Annotated in this window: 12 protein-coding genes; 1 reads left to right on the forward strand and 11 read right to left on the reverse strand. The window is 44.9% G+C overall.

The annotated features are described in order from the left end of the window. Positions 1-6,597 (forward strand): carboxypeptidase regulatory-like domain-containing protein (locus tag A3766_RS09910; protein ID WP_197479501.1); only part of this gene is annotated, 6,597 nt, incomplete at its 5' end. Between the two features lie 105 nt (positions 6,598-6,702). On the opposite strand, the gene A3766_RS09915 is transcribed toward A3766_RS09910, so the two are convergent. The 11 genes from A3766_RS09915 to A3766_RS09965 form a co-directional block, all read right to left on the reverse strand. Then, positions 6,703-7,989 (reverse strand): iron-containing alcohol dehydrogenase, encoded by a 1,287-nt coding sequence (locus A3766_RS09915; RefSeq protein ID WP_068510746.1) that lies wholly within the window; start codon positions 7,987-7,989, stop codon positions 6,703-6,705. Positions 7,990-8,056: 67 nt separating this feature from the next. Beyond that, a complete protein-coding gene (gene ccmI, locus A3766_RS09920; RefSeq protein ID WP_068510744.1) occupies positions 8,057-9,382 on the reverse strand; it encodes a c-type cytochrome biogenesis protein CcmI in 1,326 nt (441 codons plus the stop codon). Further along, positions 9,382-9,915 (reverse strand): cytochrome c-type biogenesis protein, encoded by a 534-nt coding sequence (locus A3766_RS09925; protein WP_068508837.1) that lies wholly within the window; start codon positions 9,913-9,915, stop codon positions 9,382-9,384. Before A3766_RS09925 ends, ccmI begins: the two co-directional genes overlap by 1 nt. After that, positions 9,912-10,454, reverse strand: a complete 543-nt coding sequence (locus A3766_RS09930) for a DsbE family thiol:disulfide interchange protein (RefSeq protein WP_068510742.1) — start codon at positions 10,452-10,454, stop codon at positions 9,912-9,914. Before A3766_RS09930 ends, A3766_RS09925 begins: the two co-directional genes overlap by 4 nt. Continuing rightward, positions 10,451-12,427, reverse strand: a complete 1,977-nt coding sequence (locus A3766_RS09935; protein WP_068510739.1) for a heme lyase CcmF/NrfE family subunit — start codon at positions 12,425-12,427, stop codon at positions 10,451-10,453. Before A3766_RS09935 ends, A3766_RS09930 begins: the two co-directional genes overlap by 4 nt. Then, positions 12,428-12,904 (reverse strand): cytochrome c maturation protein CcmE, encoded by a 477-nt coding sequence (gene ccmE, locus A3766_RS09940; RefSeq protein WP_068510737.1) that lies wholly within the window; start codon positions 12,902-12,904, stop codon positions 12,428-12,430. Positions 12,905-12,964: 60 nt separating this feature from the next. Next, complete coding sequence (gene ccmD / locus A3766_RS09945) at positions 12,965-13,168, reverse strand: heme exporter protein CcmD (protein WP_068510734.1); 204 nt, start codon at positions 13,166-13,168, stop codon at positions 12,965-12,967. Between the two features lie 48 nt (positions 13,169-13,216). After that, the gene (locus A3766_RS09950) at positions 13,217-13,966 is read right to left on the reverse strand and encodes a heme ABC transporter permease (protein ID WP_068510731.1); all 750 of its coding nucleotides are present in this window, start codon (positions 13,964-13,966) and stop codon (positions 13,217-13,219) included. 48 nt (positions 13,967-14,014) lie between these two features. After that, positions 14,015-14,710 (reverse strand): heme exporter protein CcmB, encoded by a 696-nt coding sequence (ccmB, locus tag A3766_RS09955; RefSeq protein WP_068510728.1) that lies wholly within the window; start codon positions 14,708-14,710, stop codon positions 14,015-14,017. Next, the gene (gene ccmA, locus A3766_RS09960; RefSeq protein WP_068510725.1) at positions 14,707-15,336 is read right to left on the reverse strand and encodes a cytochrome c biogenesis heme-transporting ATPase CcmA; all 630 of its coding nucleotides are present in this window, start codon (positions 15,334-15,336) and stop codon (positions 14,707-14,709) included. The genes ccmB and ccmA overlap by 4 nt, the downstream gene beginning before the upstream one ends. Positions 15,337-15,517: 181 nt before the next feature. Further along, positions 15,518-16,759, reverse strand: coding sequence for an NADH:flavin oxidoreductase/NADH oxidase family protein (locus A3766_RS09965; RefSeq protein WP_068642160.1), 1,242 nt, complete (start codon positions 16,757-16,759; stop codon positions 15,518-15,520). Between the last annotated feature and the right edge of the window lie 155 nt (positions 16,760-16,914).

Genomic DNA, 16,914 nt, shown 5'->3' on the forward strand with positions numbered 1-16,914 from the left:
GGTATTGGCGATGCTTGTGACGCCCCCTTAGTATCTGACGATGATTATGATAACGACGGCATACTGAATGATGTTGATAATTGTCCGTTAATTCCAAACACTAACCAGCTTGATAGTGATAATGATGGCATTGGTGATGTATGCGATACACCGGCCCTAGTTGATTACGACAGGGATGGTATTCCAGATGAAAGCGATAACTGCCCTTTGATTCCGAATAGTGATCAGGCTGACCGTGACAATAATGGTATAGGTGATGCTTGTGATGTTCCGCTTATCTCAGACGATGATTATGACGATGACGGCGTGCTTGACGGAGTCGATAACTGCCCATTAACACCTAACCCGGATCAAAGTGATAGTGATAGCGACGGGATAGGTGATGCCTGTGATGCGCCTTCCGTTATCGAAAATGACTTCGATAACGATGGAATACTTGACGAAAATGACAATTGTCCACTAATACCCAATGCAGATCAGAGTGATCGTGACGCTAATGGTATTGGCGATGCATGTGATGTCCCCGAGATTATTTCACCACCGCCACCGGAGTTAGTTGGTATTAGCTTAAGCGGTGTTGTTAATGGTGAGGGAAGCCCCGTTGGAGGCGCGGAAGTAGCAATCTATAATAGTCAAAAACAATATCTGAGTTCTGTGGCTACATCGTCGGACGGTGCGTACTTATTTGAAAATATGAGTGCTGGCGATTATTTCATTGGTGTTACTCCGCCATCAGAAAGTGGCCTCAGCAACCCTACCCTGCAGGAAATAAGTATTGCTGGTCGCGACGTCGTTCACTTGATTACATTGATAGGTGACGCACTGACCTTATCTGGTTACCTAAAAGATAGTCAGGGGCGCGTGATCGATAAGGTTCAAGTAAGCTTGCATCAGCAGAGCACTGGTAACCAGGTGGGCAATAAAGTACTCACTGATACGCAGGGCCATTTTGAGTTTGCAGTATCGCCGGGCAACTATAAGTTAAGACCTTTGGTAGATGTGTTTAACTCAGCTAGCGTTTCGGCAGTTCCTGCTTATCCAGTACCCGATTACGCGGCAATTTTTCATGAGCCGCAGAATATTCAGGTTAGCGCGAATACTTCTCTCGATATTACGCTGCCCCTAGCTTTGCTTTCCGGTAAGACTGTAGATACCTTCGGCAACGTAGTGCCTGGCGTTGCGCTATCAATTCAACATCAATTCTCTACGACGACTCAGGACTACTATCTTGAAAACTATGCGACAGACTCCTTAAGCAATGCGATATCTGACGATAATGGCGACTTTGAATTCGCGATTTTCACTGATCAGCCAGTCGACATTATGCTTACGCCTCCGGGAGCACGTAACGACCTAGCTGTGACAACTATCCAGGATTTCAGTATCAGTGAAGATACACGTCAAAACTTCACTTTAGTCGAAGGTGTATCCCTTTCAGGTGTCTTGCAGGATACGCAGGGTCGACCTATAGACAATACAAAACTCAGCTTGCACCTCCAGGAAAATGACGCCCAAGTTGGCGGCGCTGTTTATACAGACGAAAATGGTACTTATCAATTTCAGGTAGAGGCAGGCACGTACAAAATTAAGCCTCATTTAAACCCCTTTGGTCGCGGCGAAGATTCAAGACCCACCTATCCCTTACCTGATTTTGCAACGGTGTTGTTTGCTGAAGAAAATATTGTTGTTGAGTCTGCTACGGTTCAAGATGTGATCTTGCCAATGGCTGTTTTGAGTGGAACCATTAGCGACAAAAACGGCTCACCAGTTGCCGCTACGCGCGTGACAATTAGCCATATCGCGTATCAGCAAAACGGAAACAGTGACACCGGTTTTTATTTGGAAAGTCAGGGCAAGTCGCCTGCGACCCATGCTTTGAGTGACGCTAACGGTGAGTTTGCATTAGCGCTGTTTACTAATCAAAGTACTGATATTAATTTTGTGCCGCCGCTAGGCAATCAGCTTGTTAGTAGCACCCTAATTAGTGATTATGTCATTACGCAGGATACAGCTGATTCTTTCGTTTTAGCGCAGCCTTTCACTTTATCTGGCTACCTGTTAGATGAGCAGGGCAACCCGATAGACCATACAATGATTACCGCACATAATCAGAGTAATCGTCAACTTGCTGACACACCCGTTCTCACCGACAGCGAAGGTTATTTCGAGTTTAAAGTTTCCTCTGGAAACTATCAGTTAAGGCCTTACTTACAGACCGAGAATCAAGTTGATGACGAGGGTGTTGTTACGGCTTACCCTGTACCCGATTATGCTGCAGTTTATTACGCTGCCAGAAATATTAGTGTTTTCGCTAATACCTCAGTTGATGTAACGATTCCAATGTCAGTATTAAGTGGAAAAGCACTCGATGCCAACGGCGTCGCTGTTCCGGGTGTTAAATTGCGAGTAGATCATGCATATACGCGTGATTCGATCAGCTACTACATGGAAAATACTGGTGATGGCATCAACAGTAATGCGATCAGTGACAGTAATGGTGAGTTTGCATTCGGCTTATTTACAAATCAAGAAACTGGCATATCAGTTAATCCTCCAGAAAGTTCAGGGTTCGCTATCACCAATGTTAGCCATACTATTACCCAGGAAACCAGTGAAGATATCTGGCTAATTCATAGTGATTTTGCAGTACCAACAATTATTGCTGGTCCTTATGTTAAGCATATCACCGACTCAAGCGCTGTTATCGAATGGACAAGTGATAAACCTGGCTCAAGCATTGTAGATTTATCAAACGGCTTACGTTATCAATCAGACACACTAAGCACTGAGCATAGCGTCGTCGTGACAGGGTTGGACCCCGAGACTCTCTATCAGGCAGATGTCCATTCATTAGATAAAGATGACCGCGCTTCTGAAACACTAAGTACCAGTTTTACAACGCTTGCTGTACCGGATTATCGGGCACCCTTGATACTAGAAGGCCCTTATGCATCAAATATAACGCATGAGCAATTTACCTTATCTTTGTGTGCAGATGAGCCGGTTAGAGGCTCGATATATGTTGATGATCAACACTTCACTCTTTCGGATTTAGCGATTTGCCATCAAATTCTTATCGAAAGTTTGAGTCCGAATACTGCGTACACAGTTATTGCTGAAGTAAGTGATGAGCAAGCTAACGGCCCTACAACAAGTCAGGCAATGACTGTCACCACCCTGCCCGCCCCCGACATCAGCGCTCCGAACATCTTACTGATGCCAATGGTTATTGATATTTCCGATACCAGTGCGACAGTTATCTGGACGACGGATGAAGCATCAACAAGTGGTGTATCTTATAACGATGGCAGCCAATACCATGTGGTAAGTGATCAACGTTTTGTCTTAGAGCACTCAATGCCTTTGGCAGATCTTTTACCTGAAACAGAATATACCTTAACGGTATCTTCCACAGACAGGCATGGAAACGGCCCGACTATCAGTACGCCGATAACCTTTACAACCCTGGCCTCACCAGACACCATGGCACCCATTATTATCGGCAGCCCATTAATACAGAATATTACACATCAAAGCGTCGTCATTCGCTGGAAAACTAGTGAGCCTGCAACGACTCGTCTAGTAATCGGTACTTCGATAGATGAGCTTGAGCAAATTGAAAGTAAAAACGGTTTAAGGGCTTCGCATACTTTGCCAGTGACCGGCTTACAGCCTGATACATTTTATTACTTCCAAGTTCAGACCGCTGATGCGCAAGGTAATCTTGCAATGAGTGAGGTTATGTCCTTCCGCAGTAAAGTTAGAGGCCATCAAGGCGATCCTCACTTTATGTCGGAAGTGGAGGTTCTCGAACTTAGCGGTGCCACGCTTAGTGTCTACTGGGAAACCGATGTAAACGCTGATGCGCGATTGGTATGTACAAGCGCCGCCGCGACGCTTGAAGTGCACGTATCTAAACCAACTAAGAAACACACGCTTACTTTGACCACTTTAGTGGAAGGTAATAGCTATACTTGTACCGCATATTCCACTGATCATCACGGATATACAGCAAGCAAGCAAATTAATACGCTTATCGAAGTTGCCTCTAGTAAGCTAAGAAGTATTTCAACAAGTTCAGACAACACTGCGCCAATTCTGACCGCAACACCGGTTCTTGAAAGTTTCGGTGAGCTTGCAAGCTTAAGCTTAGTAAGTGATGAATTGTCGGTTGTATTTGTAGAATATAGACCTGAAGGTTCTGCTGATTGGCAAGCAGCGGGCTCACAATCCGAGAAGCTGTCGCACTTTATTCTGCTTCAAGAGCTAATCCCCAATAGCAGCTATGAGCTACGATATGTGTTGGCTGACATTGTGGGCAACCAAACATCTTTCCAAACAATTTCTTTTAACTCCGGTAGCTTGATCGATCTACCCTTGCCTGCTTTCAGCTCGCAGCCGGACGTAAGCTTTATTTCAACAAACACCGCGCTTGTTGAATGGGCCAATACCGATCAAGCAATTGGCCAGGTAAGCTTTGGTACGGCGATCGATGACTTATCTTACAAAGAAGCCAATATAGATAGTGCGCTGAGTCACCAAGTGAATCTTGTGAACCTTGATCCTGCGACTCATTATTATGTTCGTGTAGACGCTTATAATTTACTTGGCGAAATGGTTAGCAGTGACACCCTTAGTTTTGTTACGTCTGCTACAAGCGATAATGCAGACAGTGATAATGACGGCTTGCCGGATGTATGGGAGATCCAGTTCGGCTTGGACCCACAAGATGCCAGCGATGCATTTATTGACCAAGACAACGATGGTTTGAGCAACCGAGAGGAATTCGCTGCGCAAACTGACCCTAATAGCGCTGATAGCGATGTGGATGGTATTCCAGATGGTTGGGAGTTTGATCACAACCTCAACCCAAATGATGCAGCAGATGCTAGCCTTGATACTAACAATGACGGCATAACGAATTTGGATGAATTCCTTAGTGCGGCAGATACTGAGGCGCCGGTGATTGATTTGGTTTCTGAAATTACGTTGGCGTCTAATGGGCCATTAACTGCAGTGCCAATGAGTAATATTAGTGCAAGCGATAATGTTGATGGAAGTGTCGCGCTTATTAATTTAGATGAGACCCACCTACCACCGGGGCATCACATAGTTAACTGGCTCGCAGAAGACTCGGCCGGTAATAGAACAATTGCCAGCCAGTCTATACAGATAATACCGCAACTTTTGTTAAGCAAAGCTCAGGTCACAAGTGAAAACAATCGTGTTTCAGTTAACTTGAGCTTATCTGGGGAGGCACCAGTTTACCCTGTGCTTGTTCCTTACAGTCTTGGTGGTACAGCTAACGAAAATGATTACGACTTACTTACTAGCTCAAATGTCACCGAGCAGTCCACTAAGGTCAGCGGTGTCGTCATTTTTGACGAAGGCATGACTGCCGAGCTAGTACTAGAAGTCTTAGATGACCAAATTGTTGAAAGTGATGAGCAGCTTATCGTTACATTTAATGATCCGGTCAATGCGGTGATAGGTGCGAACGAGCAGCATCAGATCACGATTACAGAATCGAATATTGCCCCTAGATTAAACGTGACCGCAGAGCAAAATGGTTTGGCGCTTACAACGCTCAGTTCAGGTGAAGGCTTGGTGACTATTCATGCGCTTGTTGATGATTTAAATTCGGCTGACTCACACTCATTTGACTGGAGTAAAACCGACAACCAGCTAGTAGACCTTGACGGCGACTCAAGAACGCTTACCTTTGATCCGGTCAATTTAAGTACAGGCGTATATATCGCCGAAGTGAGTGTTACAGACAACGGTACGCCAAGTAAAGCTTCAAATGCACGTATAAATCTTAGAGTGATTGATACCTATCTTACATTGTCGGCAAATGACGATTCTGATGGTGATGGAGTCAATGATTTCGTCGAGGGGCGACTAGATTCCGACTATGATGGTATCGCTGACTACCTTGATTTTATTGACGGTTCAGCTTTGTTGCAGCACCGAGTAGGCAGTGACGATGAATATCGCTACCTAATGCAGGTTGAATATGGAGCGTCTCTATCCTTAGGCACAGCCGCTATGACGGACCCTAATGGCGGCGCATTACTCAGTGCGTTAAATCTGGGGGATATGGGATTAGAAACTGATGCTGAATTCGACTATGCCAGCGGCCTATTTGATTTCGAAATTCATAATGTGTTGCCAGTTGGAAGTAGTATTCAACTCGTTATTCCGCTTATAGAACCGATTCCTGAAGAAGCAGTGTATCGTAAATTAGATCCAATATACGGCTGGCAGAACTTTGAACTTGATAGCAATAACCAACTATATTCAAGTGCAGGAGAGCCAGGCATTTGCCCTTCTCCTGGAAGTACTGCTTATCAACCAGGCTTAACGCAAGGCCACAACTGTCTAATGATGCTAATAGAAGATGGCGGTGCCAACGATGCAGATGGCCAGGCTAATGGTACTGTGCTTGATCCAGGGGGCGTTGCCAGCTTAGTTTCTGAACCAGTAACTGAACCCACTACGAGCAAGGGTGGCAGTGGTGGCGGTTCAGTCTTCTGGATGCTGTGGCTTGTAGCGTTGCTTGGTTTAAAGCGAATTACACTAAGAGAGCGCCTTTAATTGAGTTTTATATCTTACGTACCAGAAAACCTGGTGCGTAAGATAAACGGGTATTTAATTCCCTCTATGACCCGCAGTGACGCTGTTTAGTGGGTTACGTAATCCTTAAATGTCGCTGGCTCGGCCAGAGATAGCGCTGAGCATTTCTTCTGCCTCGTCATAAGACATGTACTTTGCAACGGCGTAGGTTGAGTTAGCTTCTTTAAAAGCACCCTGAATAATTTCAGAAAAATCTGAGCGTTTTATTTGAGGTATCGTGTTCTCGATATTTAGCGTAGAAATCAAATTTTTGACTTCACTAATAAACGCTTCAGCTAGCACTGTATCATTATCATTTCTGCTGCCGAGACCCAGGCATTGTGCAAGTTCAGCCAAGCGTGTCGTGCTCGCAGCTTTAGTGAATTCAAGCACATAAGGCAGAACTTTTGCATTGGATTCGCCATGGGGTAGTTTGTACTTAGCACCTAATTGGTGGGCAAAAGCATGCACATACCCTAATCCGGCGATATTTATCGTTAAGCCTCCGTAGTACGAAGCCAGCGCCATCTTCTCTCGTGCTTTAGCATTGTTGCCACGTTTGTATACCTTCGGTAGGTTTTCAAAAATCATTTGAATACCTGAACGAGAATAATAGTCAGACTCTTCGTTTGCCATGCCGCTTAAATAAGATTCGACAAGGTGGGTTAAGGCATCCATCCCGGTTGCTGCAGTAATAGCAGGAGGAAGGCCCTTCATTAAATCAGGGTCTAGTGCCGCTACTAAAGGAACTATTTTTGTATCAATAACAAGTTCTTTTTTGTGGGTAATGCTGTCAGAAATAACGGCACCAATGGTTGCCTCAGAGCCAGTACCCGCAGTGGTGGGAATTGCAAAGAAAGGCGCAGAAGGTTTCTTGCCCTTTAAAATGCCAACCAGATCTCGAGGGCTCACTTCGTTACTTGCAGCTAAAGCAATAACTTTAGCAGCATCAATTGAAGAGCCACCACCAATAGCCATTACAGAATCACAGTTTTGCTGTCGATACTTACGGAGGCCACTTTCAACTACTGTGAAGGTAGGGTCAGGCTCTACTTCGGTAAATAGTGAATACTTCATCCCAGAAAGATTTAACTGTTCAAGTACTGGGTCGAGAAGGCCCGTATCGTAAAGTGCCTGGTCAGTAACAATCAAAAGTTTATTGAGGCCAAACTGAGAAACCGATTCACAAAGGTTGATTGATGCACCTTTGCTCATAAAGATCGTCGGTTTTGGAATGTTAAGTAAATAGGTAACGGCCTTAAGACCCGTTACATATCCCTTGCCTACTAATTGATTCTTGAAACGGGAGAGCTTCAATGTGTTGACAATTTTGGATTCCAATTCGTCGATTACCTTTGGCACTTTTATCGTCATACTTGCGCTCCTTAAGGTTATTTTTGTTTTTGAAGCTTGCCGTAATTACGCGCTTATTACTAAAACTTTATTTGACTAGCTCGCTAATGTTAATTTTTACTTGTTGCTCGGAACCTAACTCAACCAGTTCAGCTCGGCCTTCAAAATCGCCACTTGCTGCGCTAACTTGACCCGACTTGGAAACACGCGCAGTAACATTTACGAGCTTAGCATCGGAAAGCTTAGCTGCAGGACTCATTGCGTCAGCGTCACTCAAGTTAATTGTTAGAGGAAGCTCAGAAACAGTATGTCTACTTGCAGCAAGAGGCGGGCTAGCTTGATTCGCGTTTTCAGCGTTTTTTACAAATACAAACACGGTATCACCGGGTTTAACTGAGCCGAGAAGTGTTTCATCAAGCGATACGAATACATCAATTAACGAACCGCTGCTGTCGCTGGAAAAATCTGACAGTTCGATACCTGCACGGCGCTGCGCTTCATTAATGCCTTGTTTCATCTGGCCGGCGGCCGGATGTTCAGGATAAGCCTCTAAAACTTTAGACCAGTACTCAATAGCTAGTGAGAAGTCCTCAGACGTAAACGCATTGATTGCTAATAAACTTAAGGTATTTGGTTCGTTTGGGTTTAGTTCTAATGCCTTGTCAATCGTACCTTTAAGCGCGTCGGTGAAAATGCCCTTGGATGCGTAATATTGAGCCTGAGCTGTAATTCCGTAGGTTGCAGCAAGATCTTGATAGTTTATCTCGGGAGCCTCTTTTAACAAGCGAGTAACTTGTTCGAATGCGTCGACAGCAAGAGAATAGCGCTCGGTGTTCATTGCGGTGCGTGCTAGCAGGCCCCAGCCTTGAATGTTATTTGGGTTATCTTTTAGCTTGGCGTGTAATTGTTCGAGTAAGGCAGAGATGTCACCGTTTCGTGCTTGCTCAGTGGCACTAGCGAGCTCTGCATTACTTTCACTTCCTTCAAGATAGGCAACAACATCGTTGTAAGCGCCATAGTGGTTATAAAGAGCGGCGCTTAGTGCGACAACAACGGATACGCTGCCAAGTATAATTCCAATTGATGAGAATTTACTTAGCGAACTAGAGGTGGAATCAGAGTGGCTTTGATCGATACGATCGGCATCTTCGAGCAGCGTGTTATCAAGTTCTTCCTTAAGTTGAGCATATTGCTCGTCACCGATCACACCGCTATTTTTATCTAACTGTAATTCATTTAAGCGTTCTTTATATATTAATACATTTTGGGCAGTACGTTCTTTATTCTCGTTGGCCTGAATCTTATTCTGCTTGATTGTTTGTCGCTGGATAGATGCGAAGCGAAAGCTTGGTACGATAACAAACAAGCTTGCAAGGCATAGTAAAAGTAAAGCGGGTAACCAAAAGTCGTACATTAAGATTTATCCTGATCGTTGTCGGCATCAAACTCACGAAGCAATGCCTGAACTTTGTTGTTTGTACTGTCGGCCCTAGAATCAGATACCGAATCATTGCTCGTTGATGTGCCAGGTTTATCTTGATTGGTGTTTCGCTTATTACGAACAGCGTAAGCGATAACGCCCATGCCAAAAATGATAAAAATCCAAGGTCCATACCAGAGCATTAAGGTTTCACTACTAACTTTTGGCTTATAGGTGACGAAATCTCCAAAGCGATCAATCATAAATTGAACAACTTCTTCAGGACTACTCCCTTCTTCAAGTAAACGGTGAACCTCTTTGCGCATGTCGGCAGCAATTGGGGCGTTAGAGTCAGCGATATCTTGATTTTGACATTTTGGGCAACGGAGCTCCTTAGTCAACTCAAGGTAATTCATGCGCCTTTCTTCATCAGAAAACTGATAAACGTCTATATTTGCGCTAATAGGAAGCGAAAAGAAAGTTGTAAGGGAAAACAGCAAAATTAATCTGCTTGTGAGCTCGTTCATAGCACCACCTTTCCTTCGAGTTTGTCGATCAAAGGCTTAAGCGTCGAGTGCCAGACTTTGTCATCAACGACACCAACATGGCGATGCCTGACATATCCGTGCTGATCGATAATGTATGTCTCTGGAGCACCGTAAACACCTAGATCAAATCCAAGCTTTCCCTCAGGGTCGTAAATGTTGAATGTATAAGGGTTGCCTAGTTTTGCAAGCCAAACCTGAGCAGCATCACGCTCATCCTTGTAATTTAATCCAGCGATTTTGACGCCCTGCTCTGACAGAGTGTTTAGATAGGGGTGCTCAACTCGACACGATGGGCACCAGGTTGCCCAGACATTTAAGAGCATTACCTCACCGCTGAATACTGAGTTATTGAGCTGCTTATTTTGGTCTGACAAAGAACTCAGCTGAAACTTCGGTACTGGGTCGTTTAGCCGTGCCGTTTCTAGTTTGGTAGGATCCTTACCGATAGCGGTATATAGTATGAGCCCAAGAGCAATAGTAAGAACGAGAGGTGTGAAAAGGACGATTCTTTTGTTCATACCAGGCCTCCATTTTTATTGTCTACGAGTTTTGACTTTAAGCGATAACGACGATCACTTATCGCAAACAATCCACCTAGCGCCATAAAAATAGTGCCAAGCCAAATCCATCTAACGAAGGGTTTTATTTGAATACGAACTGCCCAGGCACCGTCAGTGAGTGGCTCGCCTAAAGCAATATAGAGATCACGGAATAGCCCGGCATCAATGCCTGCTTCCGTCATAGGGCTGTTCTTAGAGAAGTAAACTCGCTTCTCGGGGTGTAATGTGGCGACTTCGTTCCCTGATGCAACCGAGGTAACACGTACCGTGGCACGATCAGCCTGATAGTTAGCGCCAGTATAGGGATCTAAGCTTTCAAATACGAAGTTGTAACCAGACACACTCACTTGCTCGCCAGGCGCCATACGAATATCTCTTTCTTCAGATTCAACCGACACTAGCGTTACGCCTAGAATACTAAAGGCAAACCCCAAGTGGCCAAGCGTCATTCCAACATAGGAACGGCTGAGTCGTCTCAGGCCGCGAATGCGTCCGGCTTTGTTCTCTGATTTCTGATATACGTCTTTTAAGGTAAAGCCGGTAATCCAAAGCGCTAGAAATGACCCAAAAAACGCACCGACATGAAATTCTTCAAAAAGAATAAATGGCAAGGCGAAAGCGATCAATACCGCCGACAAGGCAACCCAGCGTAGTTGCTTAATCAAAAGTGAAAGCTCAGTGTTTTTCCAACGCCCGACAACACCAAAACCCATCACGATCGCTAAAATGGACATCAGCGGTGCAAAAACGGCGTTAAAGTAAGGAGGCCCAATTGATAGTTTGCCTGCGCCGATAAAATCTAATACTAATGGATAGAGTGTACCCATCATAACTGTGACCCATGCAACGACCAGTAATAGATTGTTTACCAGCAAAAAGGTTTCCCTAGATAGCATGCTAAATTGAGCTTTGCTGCGAACCTCGGGAACCTTGAGCGCATAAAGTGTTAGAGAGCAAACCATTGTGATGCCGAGCAAGCCAAGAACGAATTGACCGCGAGCAGGGTCCGATGCAAACGCATGAACAGATGTTAGCACCCCAGAGCGAACAAGAAAGGTCCCGAGTAAACTGAGCGAAAATGCAAAGATCGCGAGTAATACAGTCCAGCTCTTAAATACTCCGCGTTTTTCGGTTACAGCCAGGGAGTGTATTAAAGCGGTACCCACGAGCCATGGCATAAAGGAAGCGTTTTCTACTGGGTCCCAGAACCACCAGCCACCCCAGCCAAGTTCATAATATGCCCACCAGCTACCCAGGGAAATACCTAAGGTGAGGAACGCCCAGGCTACTGTAGTCCAGGGGCGTGACCATCTAGCCCAAGCTGAATCTAGTTGACCGCTCATCAATGCGGCAATCGCAAAGGCAAACACAACCGAAAAACCGACATAGCCCATATAGAGCATTGGCGGATGAACGATCAGTCCAAAGTCTTGAAGTAGAGGGTTTAGATCAGCGCCCTCTGCTGGAAACTCCGGTAAGTAACGGTCGAAAGGGTTTGACGTCAAAATAATGAAGGATAAAAAACCGATACTTATCATCCCCATTACCGATAACACTCTTGCGAGAATATCTGAAGGCAGTTGCTTGGAAAATAACACAACAGCCGCAATCCAGCCGGAAAGAATCAATGCCCAAAGTAATAAAGACCCTTCATGACCACCCCAAATTGCACTTATCTTATATTGCAGTGGTAACAGTGTATTGGAGTGGTTGGCTACGTACTGAACACTAAAGTTATCTTGGACAAACGCAATACCCAGGCAAGTGAAGCTGAGTACCATAAAAACGAACTGCCCCCAGGCTATTGGACGGGCTAGATAGACGCACAATGCATTATTGCGAGCAGCTCCCCATAGTGGAACGACAGCCAATAAAACGCTTAGTGAAAAAGCGATGACTAGTGCAAGATGCCCTATTTCTGGTGTAAACATCTACGGCTGTCCTTCTTCGACGGGTTTAGTATGAATGCCTTTTGGCGCGGTGCCACCAGACTTTTCTAAAGCGTCAGCAACTTCGGGCGGCATATAGTTCTCATCGTGCTTGGCTAGAACTTCATCGGCTATAAGAACATTGTTCTCATCGAGCCGGCCAAGCGCTACAATCCCCTGTCCTTCTCTAAAGAGGTCTGGCAGTATTCCTGTATAAGAAACCTCTACGTTTTCTTTATAATCGGTTAGCGCGAAGGTGGTGGCCAAACTATTTTCGCTACGTTTAACGCTTCCCTCTACAACCATGCCTCCAGCACGAATACGAGCGCCCTTTGGGGCCTCTCCTTGTGCGATTTGTGTTGGGTTATAAAATAGATTTATATTTTCCGTCAAAGCGTACATGGCCAGACCAATCACGGTCCCAAACCCAACGAGAAGAAAAATAATAAGTGTAAGGCGTTGTTTGCGCTTAGGGTGCATCAATTATTTCCACCTGAAATCAATACTGAAAGATTAGTAAAATAGTTAGCAAATCGTCTGCTAAGGCTCAGTCTGTGCGGTTTGTTTATTCTTGAGTTCCGTGCGTCGATATCTCTGAGAAAGCTCGCGAAGAATAGACTTTCGTTGCATTAGCGGTTGAACATAGGCGATAAGGAATACTAGCAAGCCTATACCGTAACATAGCCACACGTATAAACCATGCCCACCCATATTTAAAAACTCAGAAAAGCTGTCAAAACTCACTGACGCCTCCTAACAAGTAAAACCATTTTTGTTGAACTAAACATGTCGCTAGCGAACTCCGGACTGCTTTACGATGTCCTGAACCCATCTGGTTTTTCGCTCTCGAAGCAATATTTGGTTCTGCATTCTGATAATAACAAGTGCCGCGAAAAAGCAGTAAATACCGATGACCATCACTAATAAGGGTATCCACATTTCTGGCACCATTGCTGGTTTCTCGGTTAATTTAAAGGTTGCTGGTTGATGCAGGGTATTCCACCACTCAACAGAGTATTTAATAATCGGGATGTTCACGACGCCAACAAGCACAGTAATGGCAGATGCCCTTGCAGCCATATTTGCATCTTCAATAGCGGTTTGAATCGAGATCACACCAAAGTATAGAAACAGCAAAATAAGCATGGCGGTGAGCCGTGCATCCCATACCCACCATGTACCCCAGGTTGGCTTGCCCCAAACCGCACCAGTGAATAAAGCTAAAAAGGTAAATGCCGCACCAATTGGTGCAGCGGAAGAAATAAATATATCAGCAATTTTCATGCGCCAAACAAGAGATACTAGAGCAGCTGAAGCCATCATCATGTAGCAAGATTGAGCGAGAATCGCGCTTGGCACATGCAGGTAAATAATTCGGAAGCTGTTTCCTTGCTGATAATCAGGTGGAGCAAAAGCCAGGCCCCATGTAACCCCTGCTGTTATTAAGCCAAGTGCTGCAATCAGAAACCAGGGATAGTACTGTTTCGAAATATCATAGAACCACTTCGGCGAACCAAGCTTGTGAAAAAATGTCCATTTCATGGAGTTACTTCTTAACTAGCATAGATTGATTAAAATACTCGAGCTTCATTAGTTTGAAACACTCATCCGTAGTGCGGCAGCAGACGCAAAGGGCGAAAGTGTAACCGCTAGCACCAGCATGATACCGATAATTGCGAGGTGCCCGCCAACTGGTAAACCGTCAATACTGGCCTGTACCGTACCGGTACCAAATATTAGCACTGGTATAGTCAGTGGTAAGACTAATAGAGAAACCAGCACACCACCAGAGCGCAAGCTTACCGTCAATGCAGCACCAATGCCACCAATTAAGGTGATAACAGGAGTCCCCATGATCAAGGTCAATAAGAGTATTGGCAGGTGTTGAGGGTCAAGATGCAACATGACAGCGAGTAACGGCGACATGACCACAAGCGGCAGAGCAATTAGCAACCAATGAACAAAGGCTTTAACTAGCAGCAGCAGATATAAAGGGTGTGAGCTTAGTACAAGCTGCTCGAGTGAACCGTCGTCGTAGTCGGCCTGGAACAGGCGATCCAAGGAAAGCATTGTAGAAAGTAAGGCAGCAACCCAAACTAAACCAACAGATGCCGTGCCTAGAAAGTCGGGTGAAGGGTCTACGCCTAAGGGAAATAACACAATAATAATAGCGAAAAAAACTAGTGGGTTTGCCAGTTCCTGCTTGTGCCTAAATGCGGTAAGAAACTCTTTAGTTAAAATAGCTTTGGCGACGGGCCACAAACCGGTACTGGAGTTCATGCTCATATTACACTTCCTTTAATGGGAAGTATTTCAAGTCCGGGTAAAGAAAGCTGATGATGTGTTGTAAGAATGATTGTGACACCGCTAATTGCTTTTTCTAACAACAAATTTTCAAACTGGGCAACGCCTTGCTTATCGATGGCAGTAAAGATCTCATCAAGAATCCAGATCTTTGCCTCAGAGAGATATAATTGCGCCAGAGTTACGCGACGCTGCTGACCTGCTGACATATTGCGGCATAGAACATGTTCATACCCTTCTAAGCCGACTGAGCTGAGCGCGCTCCATAGCTGTTGTTCTACAACTGTTTGTCGCAAGCCAAGTAGATAACGCAGATTCTCTAAAGGTGTCATGCTGGTTTTAATGGCAGATTTATGGCCAATAAAAAGAAGCTGAGACTGGAAACTAAGCTGGGATTTATATAGAGCTTCGCCCTGCCAGTTAACTACGCCGTCATATGAAGTGAATAAGCCAGCTAAAATTCGTAGCAAGGTTGTTTTACCTGCACCATTAGGGCCTTCGAGCTGCGTTATCGTGGCAGGAAGAAAACTATGCTCTAGCCCGGAAAACAGAATGCGGTCTTCACGTTCACAAGATAGCTGCTTAATTTGGAGTACTGGCTCAACCATAGAGGTTTATGACTGCTTAAATAGAATCTCGAAGTCGCTATTATACCTGCAAAATACAATTTGAATATCTATTCACTTAGCTTATACCTTACAAATAAGAAAGGTTGCCTAAAGCTATACCACTAATGAGGAAATGCTCGGCAACCTATATCGATCGAGGCGAAATAATCAGATTGAGCGACTAAGCACGCCTTTTTGTAAAGGCATGAACTCCCAGGCCTGAGAGCGTCTGAGCCACAGATATCCAGGCTGTCTGATCAGGTATGGCCTGTTTGCCTTTAGATAGCCTCGCAAGCTGTGATTCGTACCAGGTAATATCAAGCATGGTCATTTTATCGATAAACTTCACGCCAGTGCTGGGTTTCGGTATATCAATCTTGTGCTCGGGATTTGCTATTAGCTCATTGGGAAAATCGGGATAAACAGAGAGCGGTCGAGCCAAACCGATAAAATCAGTTGCGCCACTCTTTAAGGCTTGAAGCATTGCGCTACCTGAGCGGAAGCCGCCAGTAACGACAAGTGGAATTGAAACGCGCTCGCGGATTTTATCTGCATATTCTATGAAGTATGCTTCGCGTCGGCGTGTTGATTCCTTAATGTTATGACCTACCATGCTTGGGCTTTCGTAGGTGCCGCCGGAAATTTCCAGTAAATCAATTCCCGCTTTTGCAAGGGTTTCGACTACTTCCATAGATTCTTCATGAGAGAACCCTCCTTTCGAGTAGTCAGCAGAATTTAATTTAATGCCAATTGGGTAATTATCATCTGTGGCTTCACGAATAGCACGGTAAACCTCTAATACAAAGCGCATTCTATTTTGTAAGCTACCGCCCCACTTGTCTTTTCTCTGGTTGTGGTGTGGAGATAAAAACTGGCTAACCAAATAACCGTGAGCGCCATGAATTTGTACACCATCGAAGCCTGTTTGTTTGGAAAGTTTTGCGGCGGTCGCAAACTTTTCGATTATTTCTAAAATTTCGCTTTCTTCGAGCGCACGAGGGGTGGCAAAGGTGTTTTCAAGCCCCCCACCTAAAGGAATAGCAGAGGGGGCGACTGGCTGCTTTGTTAAAAACGTTGGCGATTGCTTACCTGGGTGGTTTAATTGCATCCAAACTTTGGTGTCATTCTGCTTTGCAGCGTCCGCCCATTGAATGAAGCTCTCGAGGTCGCTTTCGTTATCTAGAACAACGTTTTTTGGTTCGCCAAGTGCTGCCCGGTCAATCATGACGTTACCTGTGATAAGTAACCCAGTACCGCCAGCTGACCAGGTACGATATAACTTAGCAAGTCGCTTGCCCGGATTGTGCTGTTTGTCTCCCAGTTGTTCGCTCATTGCAGACTTAAAGAATCGATTTTTAACGTTTACATTACCTTGTTGATATGGCGTAGCAAAACTTAGACTTGGGTGTGTAGTGCGTGACATGAGAACCTCGGTTTTTGGTTTTTATCTTATTTTGCTAATAATATAGATCTATATTTGTGACCGCTAGTCATGAATAGTGTAATACACATTCCTACCAATGGATTAATCGCAGACAATAAAAAGCCCGGCAACGGCCGGGCTTTAGAAAGTAAAAG

This window comes from Oleiphilus sp. HI0132, from assembly GCF_001635845.1.